The 23,014-nt window shown below is 71.0% G+C and carries 17 protein-coding genes; 12 read left to right on the forward strand and 5 right to left on the reverse strand.

The window, feature by feature from the left end:
* Window positions 1–82: 82 nt before the first annotated feature.
* Window positions 83–1,354, reverse strand: a complete 1,272-nt coding sequence (locus ACWEFL_RS25855; RefSeq protein ID WP_451716832.1) for an ABC transporter permease — start codon at window positions 1,352–1,354, stop codon at window positions 83–85.
* A gap of 157 nt (window positions 1,355–1,511) precedes the next feature.
* On the opposite strand from ACWEFL_RS25855, the gene ACWEFL_RS25860 reads away from it, so the two are divergent.
* Both ACWEFL_RS25860 and ACWEFL_RS25865 read left to right on the forward strand, forming a co-directional pair.
* Window positions 1,512–2,192 (forward strand): response regulator transcription factor, encoded by a 681-nt coding sequence (locus ACWEFL_RS25860; RefSeq protein ID WP_451716833.1) that lies wholly within the window; start codon window positions 1,512–1,514, stop codon window positions 2,190–2,192.
* On the forward strand, window positions 2,189–3,403 hold the full coding sequence (locus ACWEFL_RS25865) for a sensor histidine kinase (RefSeq protein ID WP_451716835.1): 1,215 nt from the start codon (window positions 2,189–2,191) through the stop codon (window positions 3,401–3,403). Before ACWEFL_RS25860 ends, ACWEFL_RS25865 begins: the two co-directional genes overlap by 4 nt.
* 247 nt (window positions 3,404–3,650) lie before the next feature.
* Here ACWEFL_RS25865 and ACWEFL_RS25870 read toward each other — a convergent pair whose 3' ends face one another.
* Window positions 3,651–5,237 (reverse strand): LVIVD repeat-containing protein, encoded by a 1,587-nt coding sequence (locus tag ACWEFL_RS25870; RefSeq protein ID WP_451716837.1) that lies wholly within the window; start codon window positions 5,235–5,237, stop codon window positions 3,651–3,653.
* A 654-nt stretch (window positions 5,238–5,891) separates the two neighbouring features.
* Window positions 5,892–6,887, reverse strand: a complete 996-nt coding sequence (locus ACWEFL_RS25875; RefSeq protein ID WP_451716839.1) for an FCD domain-containing protein — start codon at window positions 6,885–6,887, stop codon at window positions 5,892–5,894.
* Between the two features lie 170 nt (window positions 6,888–7,057).
* Between ACWEFL_RS25875 and ACWEFL_RS25880 the strand changes: the two genes are divergently transcribed.
* The 6 genes from ACWEFL_RS25880 to ACWEFL_RS25905 all read left to right on the forward strand — a co-directional run bounded on the left by ACWEFL_RS25880 (window position 7,058) and on the right by ACWEFL_RS25905 (window position 14,481).
* Window positions 7,058–8,824 (forward strand): phosphotransferase, encoded by a 1,767-nt coding sequence (locus tag ACWEFL_RS25880; RefSeq protein ID WP_451716841.1) that lies wholly within the window; start codon window positions 7,058–7,060, stop codon window positions 8,822–8,824.
* Window positions 8,818–10,068: a phosphopyruvate hydratase gene (eno, locus tag ACWEFL_RS25885; protein WP_451716842.1), complete on the forward strand. Its 1,251-nt coding sequence runs from the start codon at window positions 8,818–8,820 to the stop codon at window positions 10,066–10,068. The genes ACWEFL_RS25880 and eno overlap by 7 nt, the downstream gene beginning before the upstream one ends.
* Window positions 10,056–10,994: a C-terminal binding protein gene (locus ACWEFL_RS25890; RefSeq protein ID WP_451716843.1), complete on the forward strand. Its 939-nt coding sequence runs from the start codon at window positions 10,056–10,058 to the stop codon at window positions 10,992–10,994. The genes eno and ACWEFL_RS25890 overlap by 13 nt, the downstream gene beginning before the upstream one ends.
* Window positions 10,991–11,575 carry a carboxymuconolactone decarboxylase family protein gene (locus ACWEFL_RS25895; RefSeq protein ID WP_451716845.1) on the forward strand — a complete coding sequence of 195 codons (585 nt, stop codon included), beginning with the start codon at window positions 10,991–10,993 and terminating at the stop codon, window positions 11,573–11,575. Before ACWEFL_RS25890 ends, ACWEFL_RS25895 begins: the two co-directional genes overlap by 4 nt.
* On the forward strand, window positions 11,565–12,890 hold the full coding sequence (locus ACWEFL_RS25900) for a phenylacetate--CoA ligase family protein (protein ID WP_451716847.1): 1,326 nt from the start codon (window positions 11,565–11,567) through the stop codon (window positions 12,888–12,890). Before ACWEFL_RS25895 ends, ACWEFL_RS25900 begins: the two co-directional genes overlap by 11 nt.
* Before the next feature lie 64 nt (window positions 12,891–12,954).
* Window positions 12,955–14,481 carry a class I adenylate-forming enzyme family protein gene (locus tag ACWEFL_RS25905; protein WP_451716849.1) on the forward strand — a complete coding sequence of 509 codons (1,527 nt, stop codon included), beginning with the start codon at window positions 12,955–12,957 and terminating at the stop codon, window positions 14,479–14,481.
* A gap of 139 nt (window positions 14,482–14,620) precedes the next feature.
* Here ACWEFL_RS25905 and ACWEFL_RS25910 read toward each other — a convergent pair whose 3' ends face one another.
* A complete protein-coding gene (locus ACWEFL_RS25910; protein WP_451716851.1) occupies window positions 14,621–15,937 on the reverse strand; it encodes a M6 family metalloprotease domain-containing protein in 1,317 nt (438 codons plus the stop codon).
* 444 nt (window positions 15,938–16,381) lie between these two features.
* Between ACWEFL_RS25910 and ACWEFL_RS25915 the strand changes: the two genes are divergently transcribed.
* Window positions 16,382–17,074 (forward strand): TetR/AcrR family transcriptional regulator, encoded by a 693-nt coding sequence (locus ACWEFL_RS25915; RefSeq protein ID WP_451716964.1) that lies wholly within the window; start codon window positions 16,382–16,384, stop codon window positions 17,072–17,074.
* 231 nt (window positions 17,075–17,305) lie between these two features.
* Window positions 17,306–18,835 carry an MFS transporter gene (locus tag ACWEFL_RS25920; protein WP_451716852.1) on the forward strand — a complete coding sequence of 510 codons (1,530 nt, stop codon included), beginning with the start codon at window positions 17,306–17,308 and terminating at the stop codon, window positions 18,833–18,835.
* 545 nt (window positions 18,836–19,380) lie between these two features.
* Here ACWEFL_RS25920 and ACWEFL_RS25925 read toward each other — a convergent pair.
* Window positions 19,381–19,896 (reverse strand): MarR family winged helix-turn-helix transcriptional regulator, encoded by a 516-nt coding sequence (locus tag ACWEFL_RS25925; protein ID WP_451716854.1) that lies wholly within the window; start codon window positions 19,894–19,896, stop codon window positions 19,381–19,383.
* 92 nt (window positions 19,897–19,988) lie between these two features.
* Between ACWEFL_RS25925 and ACWEFL_RS25930 the strand changes: the two genes are divergently transcribed.
* Together ACWEFL_RS25930 and ACWEFL_RS25935 are read left to right on the forward strand one after the other, a co-directional pair.
* Window positions 19,989–20,768 (forward strand): dioxygenase family protein, encoded by a 780-nt coding sequence (locus ACWEFL_RS25930; protein ID WP_451716856.1) that lies wholly within the window; start codon window positions 19,989–19,991, stop codon window positions 20,766–20,768.
* A 525-nt stretch (window positions 20,769–21,293) separates the two neighbouring features.
* Window positions 21,294–22,295 (forward strand): sigma-70 family RNA polymerase sigma factor, encoded by a 1,002-nt coding sequence (locus ACWEFL_RS25935; protein ID WP_451716858.1) that lies wholly within the window; start codon window positions 21,294–21,296, stop codon window positions 22,293–22,295.
* Window positions 22,296–23,014: the final 719 nt, after the last annotated feature.

Raw genomic sequence — 23,014 nt, forward strand, 5'->3', positions numbered from 1 at the left:
TTGTCTTTCGCGATCACCGGTCGGTGGTCGCCCGTCGGGCGGTCACCGGTCCGGCGGTTGCCAGTCGGGTGGTCACCGGTGGTCAGTCGCTGTCGGTGAGGATGGTTCGGGGGTGCAGCCGGACGATGCCGATGCCCGGAATGACGGTGGCGACGAGCGCGATCCCCAGACTCGTTCCGGCGACCTTGCCGAGATCACCGGGCGTCATCCGCACCTCGGGACGGGGCAGGGACTCGGTCTGGGAGGCGGACATCGCGGTCCCGTCCGTGGCCTCCTGGTCCGGCAGCACATCTCCGATCCGGTCGCTGAAGAGCCCTGCGGCGACGGCGGCGAGCACCAGGGCCGGGGCGGCCACCGCGGCCACCTCGACCGTGTGCTGTCCGATGAGCTTCCACTTCTTCTCGCCCAGCCCGAGGAGCATGCCCAGCTCGTCCCGCCGCTCCCGGATCGTCAGGGTGACGATCAGACCCAGGATCCCCGCGCCGGCCACGGCGATCAGCCACACCACGGCGTTCGCGAAGGCGCCCACCCGTTGCAGCGGCTGGACCTGGTCGCGGTACGCCTTGTCGTTGACGTTGAAGCTGAAGTCCTTGCCCGCGCCCAGCTCCCGCTCGGCCAGGGCGTGCAGGGCCTGAGCCCGCTCCGGTGAGCGGATCTTGTAGACCGCCTCGGACGGCCGCTCGCCCAGGCCCAGGGCACGCAGCGCGCCGGTCGGCGCGTACATCTGGTTGGCGGGGATCTCCGCCGGCGGCATCCACACGCTGGGCGGCGGGCCCGCGGCCGGGTCCTCGAAGACGCCCACGACCTCGAACGACTTCCGGGTACGGCCGTCCGGCGAGGCCAGGGTGACGCGGTCGCCGACCGTCAGCCCGTTCTTGTCGGCTGCCTGCTTGTCGATCACCAGCACGTCGCGATTCGCGTCCGCTGCGGTGATCCCCCGCCCGGCCGCCACCCGGACGCGGCCGAACGCGAACTCGAGGAGCATCTCCGTCTCACGGACACCGTTGAGGCCCGGCCCGTTCCCCTCGGGCTTCGCGTCGGACGGGCGCGGCTCGGTGGACTCCACCAGCTTCAAACCGGGTGCCCGCGGGACCCCGCGCAGCATCGTGTTATACCGCTCCACCAGGGGCGAGGCCCCGAGCTTCGCGGCCTTCTGGGCGGTGAGCCCCTCGCCCCGCACGGTGACGTCGACACCGATACGGCGTTGCGCCTCCGCCTCCTGTTGGGTGGTGGCCCCCTGGAGCAGAAACCCGCCGAGCAGCAGCGAGCAGACCACGACGAAGATCCCGAGCAGGATCGACGTCTTCCCCTTGCGGGCGACGAGGCTGTACGCGGCCCTCTTGACGAAATTCATGGCCGCCAGCAGAGCAGAACGGCGTTTGCAGCCGGGTAAGGGCCGTTACAGGGAGATAAAAGTCGCTGGTGGACCGGGGTGTGACAGACGCACCGGGCACCGCGCCGACGAGCGTGCTTTACGTGCCTGCAATCGCCGGTCTGGTTCCCTGGAGGCTATGAGGGTCCTGGTAGCCGAAGACCACGAGGTGCTCGCGCGCACCATCGCGACCGGTCTGCGCCGGCAGTCGATGGCGGTGGATGTCGCCGCCGCCGGTGACGAGGCCGAGCAGATGTGCCTGCGTACCGACTACGACGTGCTGATCCTCGACCGGGACCTGCCGGTGATGACCGGCGACGAGGTGTGCCGGCGGCTGCGCGCACTCCAGAACCCCCCGCGCATCCTCATGCTCACCGCCGCCGGGGAGGTGACGGACAAGGTGTACGGCCTCCAGGAGCTGGGCGCCGACGACTATCTCGCCAAGCCCTTCGACTTCGCCGAACTGGTCGCCCGCGTGCGCGTGCTGTCCCGGCGGGCCCCCAAACCGCCACCGGCCGCGCTGTGCCACGAGGGCATCACCCTGGATCTGGCCCGGCGGGAGGTCCATGTGGACGGACGCCCGGTCAGACTCACCCCCAAGGAGTTCGCCGTACTCCAGGTCCTCCTCGAGGCCCGCGGCCGGCACGTCACCCACCAGGACCTGGTCCGCACGATCTGGGACGAGCACATGGACCCGCGCACCACCACCGTACGAGCCACCATCAGCCGACTGCGCGGCAAACTGGGCGGCCCCGACACCATCACCGCCGACACCGGCCTCGGCTATCTGCTGTACGGCACACCCGGACCGCTGCGGTGAAACGTCCCGGCATCCTCGACCCGCGCCGCGCCCTGTCCCGGCTGCCGTTCCGCACACGGCTCGCTGCCGCCTTCAGCGCGCTGTTCCTCCTGGCCGGAGCGGTTCTGCTGGCCTTCGTGGTGATCCTCGCCCGGTACGGCACGGCGCAGGAGGTCGAGAGCATCGAAATGCAGCCCTTCTACGAGCCGCTCGACGGCGTGGCCTCACCGGTGACCCGGTCTCCCGACACCTTCGGGCGGACGGAGGTAGACGGGCAGACCTCGCCGGGCGACGATGGCGTCTCCATCCGCATGGTGAAGACGACGGTGCAGGCGGTGCAGGACGCGGCCCTGGACCAGATGCTCCTGTGGTCCGGCATCGGGCTGGTCATCATGGCAATCCTCGCCGGACTGACCGGCTGGTGGCTGGCCGGCCGGGCGCTGAAGCCGGTCGCCGCCGTGACGGACACCGCCCGCCGTATCAGCGATATGAACCTGGACGAACGCCTGGCCCTCACCGGCCCGGACGACGAACTCCACCGCCTCGCCGACACCTTCGACACCATGCTCGACCGGCTCCAGCGCGCCTTCGACAGCCAGCGCCGGTTCGTCGCCAACGCCTCCCACGAACTGCGCACGCCGCTCGCCGCCCAGCGCGCCAGTATCGAGGTCGGTCTCGCCGACCCCCTGCCCGGCCATCTCGGCGAGGTCCGCGACGACTTGCTGAGCACCAACCGCGACGCCGAACGGCTCATCGCCTCCCTCCTCCTGCTGGCCCGCAGCGACCGCGGCCTGGAGGGGACCGAACCCGTCGACCTGGCCGAGATCACCGCGACCACCGCCGCCGGACTGCGCTCCGCGGCCGACGACAAGCACCTGGAACTGCGCACTTCCATCGGCGGCCCGCTCCGCCTGTCCGGCGACCCGCTACTCCTGCGCCATCTGGTCTCGAACCTGATCGACAACGCCCTGCGGTACAACCGCCCTCGGGGCCATGTCGCGGTCACCCTGGAAGGCCGAACCCTGACCGTCGCCAACACCGGCCGCCCCGTGGACCCCGACCGGATCGACGACCTCTTCGAACCCTTCCGCCGCCTGGGCCGAGACCGCGTCGGCACCGGTCACGGCCTCGGACTGTCCATCGTCCGCTCCATCGCGGAAGCCCACGGCGCGACGGCCCAAGCCCAGCCGGGCCCCGACGGCGGCCTCACCGTGACGGTCCGATTCCCCTGATCCGGCGGCGGGCCGCGAGGGGTGAGGGGTGAGGAAGCGCGGGGGCAGCGTGGCTCGGCGACCGGGTGCCCGAGCAGGGGGCGGCGGAGTCCGTCGTTCCCGGACAGACGGCGAACCGCCGGGCGGGAATCCCGCCCGGCGGCACGTGCGCCGACTCCGGCACTAGACCGGTCCGGTTCCGACTCCGGCGCGAGGCCGGTTCGGTTTCGGCCCGACGGGTCAGGCGGACCCGTGGGACCTACCGGGATCAGTCGTCGTCGTGATCGTGACCACGACCGTGGCCGTGACCGCGGTCGTCGTCATCGTCGTCATCGTCGCCGAACTTCTTGAAGTCCTTGAAGTAGTCCGGCTGCGTCTGGACGTTGAGCTCGTCCATCCACACCCGCTTGGCCGGGTCCGTACGCTTGTCGTTGATCTTCAGGACGTCGAGGCCCTTGGCGATGTCGTTGGAGTAGACGTAACCGTTGTAGTAGTACGCCGACCAGCTACCACCCAGGATCAGGGTCGACGCGGAGATCGGGCCGCGTTCGAAGTAGCCGATCTCGGTGGGCTTGGAGGAGTTGGTGAAGTCCCAGACGGAGACACCGCCCTGGTACCACGCCTGGACCATGAGGTCGCGGCCCTTGACCGGGATGATGGAGCCGTTGTGGGCGACGCAGTTCTCGGTGTCGGCCTGGTGGCGCGGGATCTTGAAGTAGCTGCGGAAGACCAGCTTGCGCTTGTCGCCCTTGCCGACCAGGTCGTAGATGCCGTTGGCGCCGCGCTTGGGGCCGGTCCGCTCGTTGCAGGTGGCCGTGCCGCCGCCGCCGAGCTCGTCGGTGAAGACGACCTTGTTGGCGCCCTGGTTGAAGGTGGCCGAGTGCCAGAACGCGAAGTTCGCGTTGTCCTGGACGACGTCGATGACCTTCGGCCGCTCCGGGTCCTTGATCGAGAACAGGATGCCGTCGCCCATGCAGGCGCCGGCGGCCAGGTCCTTGGAGGGGAGCACCGTGATGTCGTGGCAGCCGGTGGTCCTGGAGACGCCGGGGTTGGTGGGCGCGCCCGGGTTGCCGCCGCCGTTGGGGCCCTCGCCGGGGAACAGGACGGGGAAGGCGACGACCTTGGCCTGCTGGGGGGCCTTGCGCGGGACCTTGATGATGGAGATGCCGTCGTGCGGCGGCTGGCAGTCGGGGAAGGCCGCGTTGGGCGAGTACGACGAGACGTAGATGTAGACGTCACGCTTGGTGGGGACCAGGGTGTTGGTGTGCGAACCGCAGGCGGTCTCGACGGCGGCGACGTACTTCGGGTTGCGCTTGTCGCTGATGTCGAAGATCTTCATGCCCTCCCACGAGTCCTTCACCGTGGCGGACTGCGACGTGCTGGCGCACGAGTTGTCGCTGCGGGAGGAGTCCGTGGACAGGAAGAGCAGGTTCCCGGAGACCGAGATGTCGTTCTGGCTGCCGGGGCAGAGCACCTGTGCGACGGTCCGGGGCGACTTCGGGTTGCTGATGTCGAAGATCCGGAAACCGTCGTAGTTGCCCGCGTAGGCGTACTTGCCCTGGAAGGCGATGTCCGTGTTGTAGTCCCGGAGGGCGTCCTTCGGGATGTTGGTGACATGTTCGATGTTCTTGGTGCGGACGATCTCGTCCACGCCGGGTATGTCACCGCTCTGGATGGCGGAACGGGCCTCGGCCGCCTGGCCGGAGGACACCTCCTTCTTCTGCATGGGGCTGTCCCCGGGGTCGGGGATGGCGGCGGCGGGACCGGCCGTCAGCAGAGTCGCCAACAGTCCGGCCGCGGCCGCGGCCACGCCCAGGCGTCTGCGCCGGGTACGGGTGGTGTGCAACAGGGTCACTGCGTCCTCCCTAGGATCCGTTCTGGTCGAACGGCTTCACACACCACGGAAGTATCTTCGTCCTCATGCGCATTTCAATAGATGAGAACGGAATGTTCATGAAGTTACGTGGCCGAGGTGGCCGGGAATCGCCCGTCGTTGATGGGGGGATCGGCGTCAAGTGCCTTGTGACACGGCCTAGTTGAGCCATGGATGGGACCCGCCGTACCCGGAGCCGCCGTGGCGGCCGGGATGTGCGAGACCCATTACGTATCAAGGGTTCAAAAGCCCCGAATTCTGGAAGACAGGCCATATCCCAGGCGGATAAGGCGAGTTCGGGACCTTCCGGTTGGCTCCGAGTGAGCGGGGAGTCGGATGAGCCGCGTGGGCCGGGTGAGTCGAGTGGGCGGCGAGGGCGCGCCTGGCTCGCGACTTCGGGAGGTCGCTCCCGAAGTCGCGCCCGGCGGAGGCGACTTCACGCAGGCGAGACGGGGGCGGTGATCGGGGCACGGCCCCGGGGTGCGGCTGTCAACGGAGCATTCCGGCCGAGTAGCCCGGCCCGGCGGCCCGGTCGAGAAGCCCGGTCGAGCAGCCCGGCCCGGCAGTCCGGTCGAGCAGTCCGCCCGGTCGAGGGGCCCGGTCGAGGGACCCGGAGTCCGGGACCCCGCCCGCCCGTCACCGCTCCGTCGGGGCCTCCGTGCGCGAGCCGATCGCCGTGATGGCGTGGGAGTGCGCCGCCTGGCGTACCCGGTCGGCCTGGCCCGAGGCGACCGCGTCGATGATCTCGGTGTGGACGACCAGCCGGCGGCGCAGATAGTCCCGCAGCCCGTCGGTGGGCACGACGGCGTCCACATGGTGTTCGAGCGTGAGCAGCAGGCTCTCGTAGATCTGGCCGAGGAGCTTGTTGCGGCAGATGGCGGCGAGACGGCGGTGGAGCGACCAGTCGGCCATGTAGAACGCCTTGCCGTCGCCGAGGAGTCCGGCCATCCGGGCGAGGATCGCCTCGCAGTCGAGGATGTCCTGCTCGGTGCGGTACTGCGCGGCTTCGAGGAGCATGAGCGGTTCGAGGGCGTCGCGTACGTGGATGGCGTCGGCGACCGTGATGGCGCCCGAGCCGAGGGAGAGCAGGGACTCGCCGAACTGGAGCAGTCCGCCGAGCGAGCCGGCGTCCACCGAGTTCTCGTTGCCGCCGCTGAGCGCCTGGCCCTTCTCCGCAGCCGCCGCAGTCGCCGCAGCCGCTGCAGTCGCCGCAGCCGCTGCCGCCGGGGCGAGGGCGGGCAGGGTCAGCAGATCGCCGGTGAGCGCGGTCAGCTCCTCGCGGACGCGCTGCTCGTACGCGTTGCGGTGCTTGGAGACGAGCGCGCGCCCGGCGTCGGTGATCTTGAGCAGGGAGGCCCTGGCGTCGGTCTCGGAGGTGGTGCGGCGCAGCAGGCCGCCGCGTTCGAGCCGGGTGACCAGCCTGCTGGAGCCGGACTGGCTGAGCCCGACGGCCTCCTGCACCTTGCGCTGGGGCAGTTCCCCCTGTGGGGAGCGGGTGAGGAGTTCCAGCACCTCGAAGTCGGCCGCGCTGCCGATTCCGACGCTCCGCAGTACGGGTTCGAGGGTTTCGTTGGCGACGCGCAGCCGGCGGCTCAACTCCCGCCAGGTGTGCATCGCGTCGATGCCGGTCATGGTGGCCTCTCGTGGGCTGGTGTGTGGGGGCTGCCTGGAGTGGTTCGACGGCCAGTCTAATTCATGCTTGCGTAGGCATCTACCTCTATGATTTCATGCATGCTCAAGCAAGTAATAATGTTTCGGGTCGTATCCACACGGATCGGCCCACATATCCCCGAGGGGGTGACGTGAGCGCCAACGACTCCCGCCCGGTGTCTGTCTGCCTCACCTTCGACCACATGGGAGGGGGGCAGGAGGTCGGTCAGGGCCGCCGCAGCCGCCCCGACGCCCACCGCCGGGACCTGGAGGCCGCGTTCCCGCGCATCCTCGAACTGCTCGACAGCCAGGGGGTGCCCGCCACCTTCTACGTCGAGGGCTGGAGCGCCCTGCACCACCCGGCCGCCGTGAACGCGCTGCTCTCCCGCGGCCATGACGTCGGCCTGCACGGCTGGGTCCACGAACGCTGGACGAGCCTCGACGCCGAGCAGCGCCGGCTGATCCTGCACGACGGGACCGCCGCCCTGCGCCTCGCCGGCTGCGCCCGCCCCGGCTTCCGCGCCCCCGGAGGCATCCTCGCCCCCGGTGACCTCGCGCTTCTCGCCGAGGTCGGGATCTTCGAGGACAGCTCGATCCTGCCCGGCGAGGGCGACCGGGACGCGCCGACCGTCCACGCGGACGGGGTGGTGAACGTCCCCTTCGTCTGGCCCTCCGTGGACTACTGGCAGTACGTGCTCAACGAGGAGTCGCCCGCCGACCCCGACACGCTCGTCCAGCGCTGGCTCGACCTCGTCGACCAGGCCCGCGAGCGGCCCGACCGGCTCACCGTGCTGATCGCCCATCCCGGCGCCAGCGGTCTGGAGGACGACCGGTTCGACGCCCTCCGCCGGGTCGTGGACACCCTCGCCGAGACGCCCGATGTGGAATTCGTCACGGTGGCCACCGTCGCCGCACGGGCGAGAGCGGCGGCCGGAGTGCCCGAACCGGGCCTGTGGCGTCCTCCCGCCGGACCCTCCTGGTTCGCCGACCCCGATCTGCCCGCGCCCCCGCCCCGCCCCGAATCCGCCGGCGACGCGGAGGAATGGGGGCGCTACCTCCGTACGCGCGGACTCATCCCGCGGGGGGACGAGCGCGAGACGCTGCCCGGCGGGGTCTCCGCCGACGTCGTCCGGATCGGCGATCTGATCGTCAAACGGCCCAAGCGCAAGCTCGACGTCCCCTTCGACTGGCAGGCCGGCACCGGCCGGGTCCTCGCCGAGGCGGCCGCCCTGCGGATGGCCGGACCGCTGGCCCCCGCGCCCGTCCATGTCGACGAGCGCCACCACGTACTCGTCCAGCCCTTCGTCCACGGCCACTCCTGGAAGCGCGAACTCCTCGACGGAACGGTCGACTTCCTCGTGGTGGACCGGGTCGCGGACGCCCTGCGGACCGTACGGGAGATGCCCGTCGACGGCATGGACGGGCATGGGCGGTTCCACCGGCTGCGGCTCGTCCCGTACTTCCTGTCCGCCGCCCACGCCGAACCGTCCCTGCGTACGGCGATGCACGACGTCGTGGACCGGCTCTCCGCCACCCGCACCCACCTCGTCCACGGCGATCTGTCGCCCAAGAACATCCTGGTGGAGCGGACGGGCGGCGCCCCGACCGTCACGGTCCTGGACTGGGAGGTCGTGCACGCGGGAGACCCCGCGTTCGACCCCGCCTTCCTGATGACCCATCTGCTGGCCAAGGCCGCCCATCTGCCCGAGCGGAGCGCCGACTTCCACAGCGCCGCGGCGACCGTGCGCCACGCGTGCCCGGAACTCGACGACGACTGGCTCTCCCGGCTGCTCGGCGCGCTGCTGCTGGCCCGCGTACACGGCCAGTCGCGACTGGAATACCTGGACCCCGCGTCCCGCGCGCTCATCGACGCGCGGGGCCGCGCACTGCTCTTCGAAGGTGAGGGACAGCCGTGGTGAACCCCGTGGCGAACACCGCCGTGAACCCGTCCGTGAACCCGTCCGCGAACAACGGACCCGCCGTGACCGCCGTACGCGCCTGGGAGGCCCTGGACTCCCGCGCCCATCCCACGGTGGGCTGCGTGGTCACCCTGGAGAGCGGCCACGAGGGCCGCGCGCTCGTCCCCACCGGGGCGTCCGTCGGCCGTTTCGAGGTGGCCGATCTGCGCGACGGCGGCCCCCGGTACGGCGGGCTCGGCGTCCGTGACGCCGTCGACCGCATCCGTACGAACGTGGCCGCCGAACTCGTCTCGATGCCCGTCGGCGAGGTGGACGCCCACCTCGACGGGCCCGGCCACCTCGACGGGCCGTCGAACGTCACCCTCGCCGTCTCCCTGGCCGCCGCCCGTGCCGCCGCCGCGGCGGCCGGGCAGCCCCTGTGGCGCCACCTCGCCGGCGACGGCGAGTACAGCGTGCCGTGCCCGATGGTCAATATCTTCTCCGGCGGCCGGCACGCCGAGGGCGGGGTACGCGTCCAGGACTTCCTGGCGGTTCCCCTCGCGGCCACCACCTTCGCCGCCGCCATGGAGGTCGTCTGGCGGGTCCGCCGCCAGGCCGCCCGGCTCACCGAGGAACGGCACGGCACCCTGATGTCCCGGCTGGTCGCCGACGAAGGCGGCCTCGCCGTCCTCGCGGGCGACGACGCCGAACCCCTCGACCTCCTCGCCCGCGCCATCGAGGACGTCGGCGAACCCGTCGGCATCGCCATCGACGTCGCCGCCACCCAGATCGAACGGCCCGAGGAGTTCCTGGCCACCCTCGAAGGCTGGTGCTCCCGCTATCCGATCGTCTCCGTCGAGGACCCCCTCGGCGACGACGACTGGGACGGCTGGGCGGACGTCACCAAGAGACTGGGCCATCTCCAGCTCGTCGGCGACGACCTGTTCGCCACCTCGGCCCAGCGGCTGGAGAAGGCCGCCGGACTCGGCGTGGCCAACACCGTCCTCGTCAAGCCCAACCAGATCGGCACCCTCGGCCGCGCCGCCACCACCGTCGCCACCGCCCGGCGGCTCGGATACGCCACCGTCGTCTCCGCCCGCTCGGGAGACACCGAGGACGATGTGATCGCCGACCTCGCCGTCGGCTGGAACGCCGAACAGATCAAGATAGGCTCGATCATGCGTTCCGAACGACTCGCGAAGTACAACCGACTGCTGGAGATCGAGGCCCTCGACGGCGTCCGTTACGCCGGATGGCCCCGATGAACGCCGGCGCACCGGCCCGCCGACGGGTCCTGATCACCGACATCGCCTGGCCCGACGACTCCGTTGAGCGCGCGGTGCTGGAGGCCGCCGGATGCACGGTGGAACTCGCACCGGCCGCCGACGAGGAGACCCTCACGGCGGCGGCCCGCGGCGCGGACGCCATCCTGACCTGCTTCGCCTCCGTCACCGAACGCGTCATCCGCAGCTCCCCGGAGCTGCGGATCGTGGCCCGGCTCGGCGCGGGGCTCGACAACATCGACACCGCCGTCTGCGCCGGACTCGGCATCGAGGTCACACGCGTCCCCGACTACTGCGTGGACGAGGTCGCCACCCACTCGCTCGCGATGGCCCTCGCCCTGTGGCGGCGGCTGCCCCAGTACGACGCCCTCCTGCGCTCCGGCTCCTGGGGCACCCGACCGGCCACGCTTCCCGTGCGCCGTCTCGCCGGTTCACGGGTGGCCGTACTCGGCCGCGGCCGCATCGGCCGCGAGGTCGGCCGCCGCTGGGCCGCGCTCGGGCTGGAGGTGACCGACAGCGTCAGCGGGGCCGACATCGTCTCCGTACACCTGCCGCTCACCGACGAGACCCGCCGCTGCGTCGACGCGGAAGCCCTCGCCTCGCTGCGCCCCGGCGCGATCCTCGTCAACACCGGCCGGGGACAGGTCATCGATCCCGACGCGGTCATCGCCGCCCTGGACAGCGGGCAGCTCGCGGGGGCCGCGATGGACGTCTTCGACGCCGAGCCCCTCGCGGCGGACAGCGCGCTGCGCGGCCGGGACGATGTGATCCTCACCCCGCATGTCGCGTTCTACTCCGAAGAGGCCCTGACCGAACTCCGCCGCAGGGCCGCGGAGAGCGTGGTCGCGCACTTCGCGCGGGACGCTTCGGCGGAGGCTGGTCACGCGCCGGGGGAGGGGGACCGGTGACGGACCGCGAAACACCCGCGCCGGCCGCCCGCCCCGGCCCGGCGCAGGCGGCGGACCCCGAAGACCGGGCGGCCGTGGATTCGGCGCCGGACGGTCCCGCCGCCCCTCGGTCGGAAGCCGCACCCATCCGGGTGCCCGACGCGCTCGCGCCGCTGTTCGCCCACCACCCCGAAGCGCTGCCGCTCCTGCGGCAGGCCAGGGTCGGGCTCCAGTCGCTGTCCGGACTGCCGCCCGCGCAAGTCGAGATGGTCACCCTCGCCGCGCTCCTGGCGGTCGGCGCGCCGGGGGAGGCGTTCCACGTCCATGTCGTACGCGCCCGTGAGCTGGGCCTCTCCGAAGGGGACGTGTGGGGGGTGTTCGAGGCGCTCGCCGTGATCGTCGGGATCCCCCGCCTGGTCGCGGCGGTGCCCGCCGTCGCCGCCGCCCTGGAAGCCGTACGCGAGGAGGGAACCGCACACGGCCACGGAGCCGCACACGGCGAAGGAACCGCACGCGAAGACCGAGCCGTACACGGCCAGGAAGCCGCACACGTCCAGGGAGCCGCCCGCGGCGAAGGAGCAGGAGCCGATCATGAGCAGTGACACCACCGACCGGGACGCCCTGCTGCGCGACCAGATCGCGTACAACCTGCGCAGCCCCTTCTACCGCCGCCGGTTCCGGGAACTCGGCGTCGACCCGGCCCGCGTACGCACCATCGCGGACCTCGACGAGCTGCCGATCTTCCTCAAGCCCGCTGAGCACCGCACCTTGCAGGAACGTTCCCTCGAAGTCGACGGCCACCCCTTCGGCGACTTCCTGTGCGCCGACGTCGAGGACGTCGTCTCCGTCAGCTCCACCTCGGGCACCACCGGCACCCCGATCCTGTACGCCTCCACCAAGGCCGACGCGGCGCTCACCGACTCGACCTGGGAGCGGGCCTTCCGTTTCATCGGCATGCGGCCGGGCGACTGCGCCGTCGTCGGCTTCGGGCTGTCGATGTATCTGGCGGGAGTGCCCCTCGTACGCGCCCTGGAGGCGGCCGGGATGCGGACCGTCCCCGTCGGCGCGGAGTCCGGCACGGTCAAGCTGCTCCGGCTGATCGGCATCATGCGCCCCCGCGTGCTGGCCTGCACCCCGAGCTACGCCGAGCATCTGATCGAGCGTGCGCCCGAGGTGCTCGGCCGCCCCGCCGCCGACCTCGGCATCGAGGTGCTGCTCTGCGCGGGCGAACCGGGAGCCGGCCTGCCCGCCGTACGGCGCAAACTCTCCGAGGGCTGGGGCGGCGCGGCGGTGCACGACGTCCTCGGCGGAGTCCACGGCGTCATCAACGTCTCCTGCGACGCCGACGACTACCAGGGCATGCACGTCCTCGGGGCCGATCACGCCGTGACGACCCAGCTCGTCGACCCGACCACCAAGGAGCGCGTCCCGCTCACCGACGGCGCGGTCGGCGAACGGGTGAAGACCGCGCTGCGCTGGCAGGCCGCGCCGCCGTTCCGCTACTCCGTCGGGGACATGTACCAGGTCTTCACCGAGCCCTGTGCCTGCGGGCGCGAGGGCGAGCGCATCAAGGTGATCGGCCGCGTGGACGACCTGCTCATCGTCAAGGGCGTCAAGGTCTACCCCAGCGCGGTCAAGGACGTGGCGGCCTCCTTCGTGCCCGATCTCTCCGGCGAACTGCGCATCGTCCTCGACCAGCCGCCGCCCAGGGTCGTACCGCCGCTGCGCGTGACGATCGAGGCCGGACCCGGCACCGCGCCGGACCGTTACGACGGCCTCGCGGACTCCTTCGCCGCCGCCATGCACCAGCGGCTGAGCATCCGCCCGCAGGTCACGGTGGTGGACGCGGGCAGCCTGCCCCGCGCCTCTCACAAGACCCAGCTGCTGGAGGTGAAGGCTCCGGCCACCGGAGCTTGACGCCCACGGGGGTGCGGCATACCTTCGCCGGGTCGTACTGAGCGAACGCTTGGAGAGGGCGACCGTGCCGCACCCCGAAACGCCCCGACGCCCCGAGACGGACCGACCGGCCCGACACTCCGAGACGGACCGACCGTCCCGACACCCGGAAACGGACCGACACTCCGAAACGCCCCGACGCCTCGAAACGGCCCTCACCGCGCCCGGCGCGCCCTTCGCCGTCGTACGCGGGGAGGACGGCGGGCCGCTGTACGCCGACGCGCCGCGCACGCTCAAGGAGTTCGCCGAGGCGACCTGGGCCTTCGGCGACCGGCCGTTTCTGATCGCCGAGAGCGGCACGCTCACCTACCGCGAGTTCTTCGCCTCCGCCTGCGCCCTCGCCCGCCGCCTCGTGGAGGAGTACGGGCTGCGGTCGGGCGAACGCGCGGGCATCGCGATGGGCAACCACCCCGAGTGGCAGATCGCCTTCTGGGCCGCCCAGCTGGCCGGGCTCGTCGCCGTACCGCTCGACGCCTCCTGGACCGGGGAGGAGATGGAGTACGCGCTGGACGACAGCACCCCGCGGGTGCTGTTGGCCGACGGCGAGCGGCTGCCGAGGGTCGACGGCTGGCGCAAGCGGGTCGGCGCGCGGGTCGTCGTCTTCCACCACGACGGGGAGATCACTTCCGGAGTCGAGCGGTACGAGGACTTCGAGGCCGCCGACCCGTACACCGCCCCGCCCGCCGTCGAGGTGGCGGCCGAGGACGACTCCACGATCATCTACACCTCCGGCACCACCGGCCGCCCCAAGGGCGCGGTGGCCACCCAGCTCGCCCAGGCGGGCGCGGCCGTCCACCCCCGCTTCCACTCCGCCGCGGCGGCCCTCGCGCGCGGCGAACTGCCCGGTCAGGGGCCCGCGCCGGTCGTGCTGACGGCGTTCCCGTTCTTCCGGGTGGCCGCGTTCACGACCCTGTACGCGACGATGGCCGCGGGCGGCACACTGGTCCTGATGCGGACATGGGACGCGGCGACGGCGCTCTCGCTGATCGAGAAGTACCAGGTCACCCAGTACTCCGGCAGCCCGGCCACCGCGCTCGATCTGCTGGACGCCGCCGAGCGCGGCGGCGCGCGGCTCGACTCGCTCACCCACCTCGGCACGGGTGGGGCCGCGGCCCCACCCGGTCTCCTCGCGCGTCTCACCGCCCGCTACGGCGGCCGGATCGAACCCCGTACCGGCTACGGACTCACCGAGACCAGCGGCGAAGTCCTCGCGCACTCGGGCGACGCGTACCGGGCGCACCCCGACAGCGCGGGCCGGCCCGCGCCCGCCGTCGAGGTCCGGGTCACCGGCCCGCACGGCGAGGAACTGCCCGAGGGCGAGCCCGGCGAGCTGTGGCTGCGTGGTCAGTCACTCGCGCGCGGCTACTGGCGCGACGACAAGGCGACGGCCGGGGTCTTCACCCCGGACGGCTGGTTCAGGACGGGCGATCGCGCGACACTCCGGGACGGCCTGGTGAGCGTGGTCGACCGGACCGAGGGCGGGCGGGCCGAGGACGGGCGGACCGAGGACGGGCGGACCGAGGGCGAGCGGGCCGAGGGCCCGAGCGACTGACGGCCCGGCGCAGGCTCGGGAGCACGGGCCGGGCGACGCGCGACCAGCGGCCGGGCGACGGGCTCGGGAACACGGCCCGGCGCCCGCGCGGGAACATGGACAGCCGCGCGGCCACGCAGCCGGCAGGGGCGGCGCGGGCTCAGGGGCGGGTGACGCGGACCTTGTAGACGCCCTGGTGCTCCGACACCACCGCTATGTGCACGCCGCTCTCGCTGTCCCTGAACGACTCTCCCGGCTTGTACGGCGCGTCCGACAACTCGGCGTGCACATTGGGCCGACGGGTGCAGCCCCCGCTGTCGAGGTGGCTGTCCTCGACCTTCACCGGCCCGTGCCCGGTGTCCACGTTGGACTGCACGCGGTAGACCAGCACACCGGGCCGGCACACGGCGTCGTCGTTGCCCGCCTGGGTGCGCACCTCGACCGCGTACCCGGTATCGGCGGTCACCGGCACGATCACCATCTTCGAGCCGCCCGCGTCCGCCAGCGGAGTCAGGACGTACTCGGCGGTGCCGGAGGCGGAGACGCAGTTGATCTGTTCGGAGTCCAGCCAGCCCAGCTTCCACTTGTGCCAGCCGAGGAGGTCGTTGTTGGCCCCCCAGTCCTCGGACATGACGTCCCAGTGGCCCACCGCGCCGCCGCCCTCGGCGGTGTACAGGTCGGGCAGCCCGAAGACATGGCCGTTCTCGTGGGGCAGCACCCGGTAACCGGTCTCGGCGTACGACCCCGAGCCGTCGTCCTGGCGGCTGTAGACGAAGGACGTGTTGGCCAGCGGAACACCGTCGGCGACCGGTGCTTCGACATTGCCGGAGAACGTCACGGAGAGCACGGTGTCCAGCGCGGACGGCCCCGCGTTGGGGGTGACGAGTACATTGACCAGGTCGTACTCGCTGAAGTCCACCTTCGGGTCGGCCACCGTCACGAGGTCCTCGACGAGCTTGCGATAGCTGGGCTCATACGGAGAGCCGCGCTCGATCCCGTACTCGGCGAAGGGCAGCGGCATCCGCAGCCACTCGGTGACGGGTGCGAAGGGCTGGTAACTGAGGCGTCCGTACGAACTGGTCCTGAACCAGTCCGAGGTCTGCGGGAAGAACTCGGCGAGCCGGTCCTCCGCCGTTCCCTCGCCGACCGCGTCGTGGAAGTCGATCATCAGATTGAGGGCGCGGACCTCACCGACGGAGGGGGAGTAACCGGGCGGGGTGGGCAGGCCCTCGGACATCTGGATGCCCAGTGTCGTGGGGAGGCGGCATGGGCCGACGCCGACCTTTCCGGGAGAGGACACGGGTCCGGCCGCGGCGCGCGTGGGAGGGGGGAGCGTGTCGCTGGCCGTGGTCAGGGCGGCGAGAGCCAGGGCGGCGAGAGCCGCGAGTCCGGCCATACGGCGTGATCCCCGGCTCCTCGCTATTCGGCCGGGGCTGGGTATCCGGTGGCGCGGTATCCGGTGGCGCGCGTGTTCCATGCGACCGCCTCGGGGCTCCGTGGCAGCAGGCCGGCCCCTGGCTGCGCTCCGTCCGATCAGCCTGTGGTGGGTGTCGTCGGGACGCGCGCGGAACAGGGCCGTTCGGGGGACATGGCCCGTGAATCCCCGGCTGGCGAAATGTGGCGCAGATCACATCTTCTGCGGGAAATAACCGGGGAGCACCTCCCCGTTTGAACTCGTGTCGCCGTTGAAACGGGGAAGTAGTCCCCGGTTCAACCAATGGACCGGGACAGGTACGGACCAGGACGGGTACGCACGAGGACGGACGAGGACAGGAAGGGAAGTGGAGCCGTGATCCCCACCGCCAAGGCAGTCGGCGCGGGAGCCGCCGCATCCGCCGGCGTCACAGCCACCACAGCCGTCGGCGTCACGACCACCGCGGCGACTGGCACCATGCCGACCGGCACCACGGCGACTGGCACCATGCCGACCGGCACCACGGCGACCACCGCATCCGCGGCGGAGTTCGCGCGGGAGTGCCCGGCCGGCGTCGGGCGCCGCGCCCCGCGCCCGAGGGCGGACGCCCTGCGGAACCGGGAGCGGATCGTGTCGGCGGCGAGGGAGATGTTCGTGGAGTTCGGTCCCGATGTCCCGTTCGACGAGATCGCCCGCCGCGCGGGCGTCGGCAACGCGACGCTGTACCGCCACTTCCCCGACCGTCCCGCCCTCGTCCACGAGGTGGTCGTCTCCGTCCTCTCCCGCACCTGCGACCAGGCAAGACGGGCGGCGGCCGAGAACGCGGACCCCTTCGACGCGGTACGGCGCTTCGTGCACGCGGCGGCCGACGAACGGGCCGGCGCGCTCTGCGCGATGATCTCCGGCACCTTCGACAGGGATCACCCGGACCTGATCGCCGAGCGCACGCGTCTGGAGGAGCGGGTGGTGGCTCTGATCGAGAGGGCGCAGGCGGCGGGCCGGATGCGCGCAGACGTCGCCGTCGGCGATCTGATGGTCGCCCTCTCGCAGCTCACCCGGCCCCTCCCCGGCAGCAGACGTTTGAGCACCGACCGATTCGCGCACCGCCATCTCCAACTGTTCCTGGACGGCCTCGAAGCGCCCGCGCGCTCCGAACTGCCGGGCAGGGCGATGACTCTGGAGGATCTTCGAACCCATTGAACCGATCCCACTGACCGAACAACCCCACTGACCGAACCCCACTGACCCGACCCCATGGCCGTTCACGCCGAAGCCGGGGCCAGATCCCCGGCTGTTCAGGCAGCGGCGATGACACGGTGGTGACGTATCCCCAGAGCTGCACCGGACAGACCGCGGCGGGGCAGCGGAGCGCCGACTCCTCAGACCGACAGACGCTTGATGATCTCTTCGTACCGTTAGGTGGCTATCTCCATGCCAAAAACAGCAGGCGCGGCTCCCGATACAGCCGCACCTGATCCCCAGCGTTGGAAGGCACTGACCTTCGTCGCCATCGCCCAGCTGATGGTGGTCCTCGACGCGACGATCGTGAACATCGCGCTCCCCACGGCCCAGCAGGACCTGGGAATCTCCGACGGAAACCGCCAGTGGGTCATCACGGCCTACGCGCTGGCGTTCGGCGGGCTCCTCCTCTTCGGCGGCCGGATCTCCGACCTCTGGGGCCGCAAGCGCGCCTTCGTGGTCGGCCTCATCGGCTTCGCCGCGGCCTCCGCGCTCGGCGGCGCGGCCAACGGCGAGGCCATGATGCTCGGCGCCCGCGCCCTCCAGGGCGTCTTCGGCGCGCTGCTCGCGCCCGCCGCGCTCTCCCTGCTCGCGGTGATGTTCACCGATGCCAAGGAGCGCGCCAAGGCGTTCGGCATCTACGGCGCGATCGCGGGCGGTGGCGGCGCGGTTGGCCTGATACTCGGTGGATTCCTCACCGAGTACCTGAACTGGCGCTGGACCTTCTACGTCAACATCCCCTTCGCCGCCGTCGCCGCCATCGGCGCGTACTTGGTGATCCATGAGCCCAAGGGCTCGCGCAACCGCTCCCCGCTGGACATCCCCGGTGTCATCCTGTCGACGCTCGGTCTGGTGGCGCTGGTGTACGGCTTCACCCGTGCCGAGTCCGAGGGCTGGACGGACGGTCTGACGATCGGCATGTTCGTCGCTTCCGCCGTCCTGCTGGCCGCGTTCGTGATCACCGAGACCGTGGTCGAGGCCCCGCTCCTGCCCCTGCGTGTGGTGACCGACCGCAACCGCGGAGGTGTCTATCTCTCGCTGGGTCTCGCCGTCATCGGGATGTTCGGACTGTTCCTGTTCCTGACGTTCTACCTCCAGGTCGTGAAGGGGTATTCCCCGGTCAAGACGGGCTTCGCCTTCATGCCGATGGTCGTCGGCATGATCGCCGGCTCGACGCAGATCGGCACCCGGCTGATGACCCGTGTGCCTCCGCGGATGCTGATGGCGCCCGGCTTCCTGGTCGCGGCGGTCGGCATGCTGATGCTGACGCAGCTGGAGATCGGCAGCTCGTACGCCGGTCTGGTCATGCCCGCGCAGCTGCTGCTCGGCCTCGGTATGGGTACGGCGTTCATGCCGGCCATGGCTCTCGCCACGCACGGGGTGAAGCCGACCGACGCGGGGGTCGCCTCCGCGATGGTCAACACCTCGCAGCAGGTGGGCGGCGCGATCGGCACGGCGCTGCTGAACACGATCGCGGCCTCGGCGACCACCTCGTACATCACCGCCCGCGCGGCGACGGCGACCGACCCGAAGCTCTTGGAACTCGAGGGCATGGTGCACGGCTTCTCATCCGCGATCTGGTGGGCGGTCGGCATCCTGGCCCTCGCCACGCTGATCGCCGCCACGCTCGTCAACGCGGGACGGCCGGGCGCCGGCTCACCGGGTTCGGCGTCCGGTGACGGCACGGACACGGATATGAAGGTCCCCGTCGTGGCGCACTGACAGCGCCGGCGCCTGTCACGCGAAGGGATCGCGGGGAAGGGGCCCCGCCCGGATCGCATCGGATCCGGGCGGGGCCCCTTCGCGTCGGGGTCCGGGCGTCCGGGCGGCGCACGAGGGCATCACGGGCGCAGGGCGACGACGGAGCCGGAACGGGACATACAGAGCCGGACGCACCGACCGGACATAGGCACCCGGTCACCCGACCACCCGGTCACCCGGCCACGGCGAGCCGGACACGGACGCGGAGCCGGGATGTACTGCCCGGACAAGCGGAGCCGGCCACACCGCCCCGGACACGAACACGGAGATACTGAGCCAGACACAGGAACAGAAACGGGAACAGGCACGGGAACAGGCACGGGAACAGGGCGGAGCCAGAGCCTGCCGAGCCGGAGCCACCGACCCGGACACGGGAACAGAAACAGGAACAGAAACAGCGCGGAGCGGGAACAGACGAGCCGGAGTCCATGCGCGGGACCAGACGTGCCGGAGTCCAAGGGCCGGAGTCCAAGGGTCGGAGTCCATGGGGTGGAGCCCGAGGGGCGTCATCTGAGCCAGGGAAGATCCGCTCCCGAGTCCTGCGGCTGAAGCCCCTCCGCCATGATCCGCATGATCTCGCCGAGCTGCTCCACCTGCTCGGGAGTGAGCCGGTCGAACATGGCCTGCCGTACCGCCTCGACATGCTCGGGCGCGGCTTCCCTCAGCACTTCGTATCCCTCGTCCGTCAGCACGGCGTTCTGCCCGCGCTTGTCGGAGGAGCAATCCTCACGCCGTACCCAGCCGTTCTTCTCCAGCCGGGCGACGGCGTGCGAGAGCCGGGACCGGGTGATCTTGGCGTCGATGGCCAGCTCGGTCATCCGCATACGGCGGTGCGGGGCCTGGGAGAGCTGGACGAGCAGACCGTAATAGATGTGCGGCATGCCGGCATCGCGTTGCAACTGGCGGTCGAGATGGTCGTCCAAGAGCCTGGTGGCATGGAGATAGGCGCGCCAGACCCGCTGCTCGTCATCGGTGAGCCAGCGCGGCACGCGCCCGCCTCCGCCCGAAGATGCCCTGTTCATACCCCTACCCTACGACTCTTTCTTGAAAGTTGAACTAAATGGACGTACTCTTTCCAAGAGCTTGAATATTCAAGTAGACCGGAGTCCTCCTCATGACCACCCCCGCCGTTGAACGCATGCCCGCCCTCTATCTCTCGCACGGCGCTCCGCCGCTGGCCGACGACCCGGTCTGGCCCGGCCAGCTCGCCGCGTGGTCCGCGGACCTGCCGCGCCCCAAGGCGATCCTGATGGTCTCGGCCCACTGGGAGGAGGCCCCGCTCGCACTGGGCGCGACCGAGACCGTGCCGCTGGTGTACGACTTCTGGGGCTTCCCGCGGCACTACTACGAGGTGCGGTACGCGGCGCCGGGCGCTCCCGCGCTCGCCGACTCCGTACGCAAGATGCTGCGCGGCGCCGGCACCCCCGTGCAGGACATCGAGGACCGTGGCCTCGACCATGGCGCGTATGTCCCGCTCGCGGAGATGTTCCCGGCGGCCGACATCCCCGTACTGCAGATCTCCATGCCCACCCTCGATCCGCGGAAGCTGATGGAGATCGGCCGCAAGCTCGCCCCGCTGCGGGACGAGGGCGTGCTGATCGTCGGCAGCGGCTTCTTCACCCACAATCTGGCCGCGCTGCGCCAGGGAGGGATTCCCGGCTGGTCGGCGGAGTTCGACGACTGGGGATCGCGGGCGCTGGCGGCGGCCGATGTGGACGCGCTGCTGGACTTCGAGAACAAGTCCCCCGCAGGGCGGCTGGCCCATCCGCGGACAGAGCACTTCGCTCCTCTCTTCGTGACCCTGGGAGCGTCTCAGGACGAACTCGACAACGGCCGGAGTGTGATCGACGGCTTCTGGATGGGTCTGGCGAAACGCTCGGTGCAGTTCGGCTGAGCCTCTTCCAGCGGGCGACGGCCGCCTGCCGCCCGGCTCCGAACCGCCCGATACGCGGTACCGAACCCCGGGCAGGTCTGTAGCGGACCGTCCCCTCAGCGGACTGTCCCCTCGGCGGACTGTCGGTGATGCCTGCGTGCGACTGCCGGTGCTGCCCGCGCGGCCGCGGCGGCACGGCATCCCGAGCAACCAGACGGCGGTGAGGGTCGTCTTCAGGGTTGGGAACGCAACCGTGGGGGGCGTCGTTCAGGAGGTACGGGGGTTGCGCCGAAGGTGACGGTCGTCGCACGGACATCGTGGTCCTAGGGCGACACCAGCGCCGCTGGACCGGCTTCTATGCCCGGTCCGACCTCCCCCTCCGTACGTGCCTCCGGCATGTGCCCATCTGCTGCGGGCGGACAGGGTACTGCAAGATCAGAAAAATTGTGGCGCTGCACGGGAATTCTGTCCGGATTGCAATCGTTGATTCCATCGGATGCAGGGCACCCGAGAGGGTGTCGCGACCTACTCAGTAAGGGAGCTCGCATGGCAACCCGTGCCGTCGCCCGTCGCCAGTCCGAGACCTCGAGGACTACCGGCCGGGGCAGCAGCGTTCGCGCAGTGGGCGGGGAAATCGCCGACCGCGACCTGGTCGGCATGTACCTCGACGAGATCGCGCGTACGCCACTCCTGGACGCCGCGAAAGAAGTGGAACTGTCCCAGACCATCGAGGCCGGGGTGTATGCCCGGCAGATCCTCGAAAAGGAAGTCGAGAGCGACGCCGGAGGAGCCTCGCGCGAGGAGCTGGAAGCCCTCGTCGCGGAGGGCGAGCGTGCCAAGGACATCTTCATCCGGTCGAACCTCCGCCTCGTCGTGGCCGTGGCCCGGCGCTATCCGCGCAGCGGCCTGCCCCTCCTCGACCTGATCCAGGAGGGCAACGCGGGCCTGGTGCGCGCGGTCGAGAAGTTCGACTACGCGAAGGGCTTCAAGTTCTCGACGTACGCGACCTGGTGGATCCGTCAGGCGATCACCCGCTCCATAGCGGACCAGTCCCGCACGATCCGCCTCCCCGTCCACCTGGTCGAGGAGCTGGGCCGCATCCGCCGTGTGCAGCGCGAGTTCAACCGCGAGCGGGGCCGCGAGCCGGAGCCCGCCGAGATCGCGGAGGAGCTGGGCTCCAACCCCGAGCGCGTCATCGACGTCCTCGACTGGGCCCGTGACCCGGTCAGCCTCAACATGGCCGTGGACGACGCCGGCGAGACCCAGTTCGGCGACCTCCTCGAGGACACCTCCGCCGTCTCTCCCGAGCAGTCCGTCCTCACCCTGCTCCGCAGCGAGGGCCTGGACGACCTGATCGGCAAGCTCGACCAGCGCACGGCCTCCATCATCCGCATGCGCTACGGCATCGTGGACGGCCGCGAGCGGACCCTCACCGAGGTGGGCAAGGAACACGGCCTCACCCGCGAGCGCATCCGCCAGATCGAAAAGCACGCGCTCCTCGAACTGAAGCGCATGGCCAGGGACACCGGCTTCGACGAAGCCGCCTGACCTCCCCATACGGACCCCGGGGCCCTCCCCCCGGCCCCGGGGTCCTCCTTCCCCCACACCACACGAACCCCCGCCCCCGTGCGGCAGCAAGCAACCCGCCCCGCCCCTCTCGCGGCAGCGGGCACCCCCACATCCCACGAGCCCCCGCACCACTTGCGGCGGCAGGCACCCCGCACTGTACGAGCGCCCGCACGAGGTGTGCCTGCCTCACCCCGGGGGCCCGAGTTCCGCGTTTCCGGTAACCCCCGAGAGCGGGCCGTTCTTGTCTCCCCCCAGCAGGGGGTGTGCAGGGTCGTCCCCGCAGGGGATCGGCGGCAAGTCCGGGGTTCCTGACCAAGGCGCCTGTACGCCGCCGACCCCGAGGAGTCGAGCCCGGAGGACCCCCGAACCCGCACCGAACAAGCCCCCGCGCCCCTCGCGGCAGCAAGCAACCCGCACCGAACAAGTCCCCGCACCACCGCGCCCGCAGGCAACCCGCACCGAACAAGCCCCCGCACCACCGGCGGCAGCAGGTAACCCGCACCGCACGAGACCCCGCACCACCGGCGGCAGCAGGCAACCCGCACTCGACAAGTTCCCGCACCCCCTGCGACGGCAGGTAACCCGCACCGCACGAGTCCCCGCACCACTCGCGACGGCAGGCGCCCCGAGGGCCCGAGTTTCGCGTTTCCGGCGAACCCTGGGGCGGGGCGTTCCCGTGTCCCTCTGGGAGGGGGTGT

Source organism: Streptomyces sp. NPDC004838 (genome assembly GCF_053600955.1).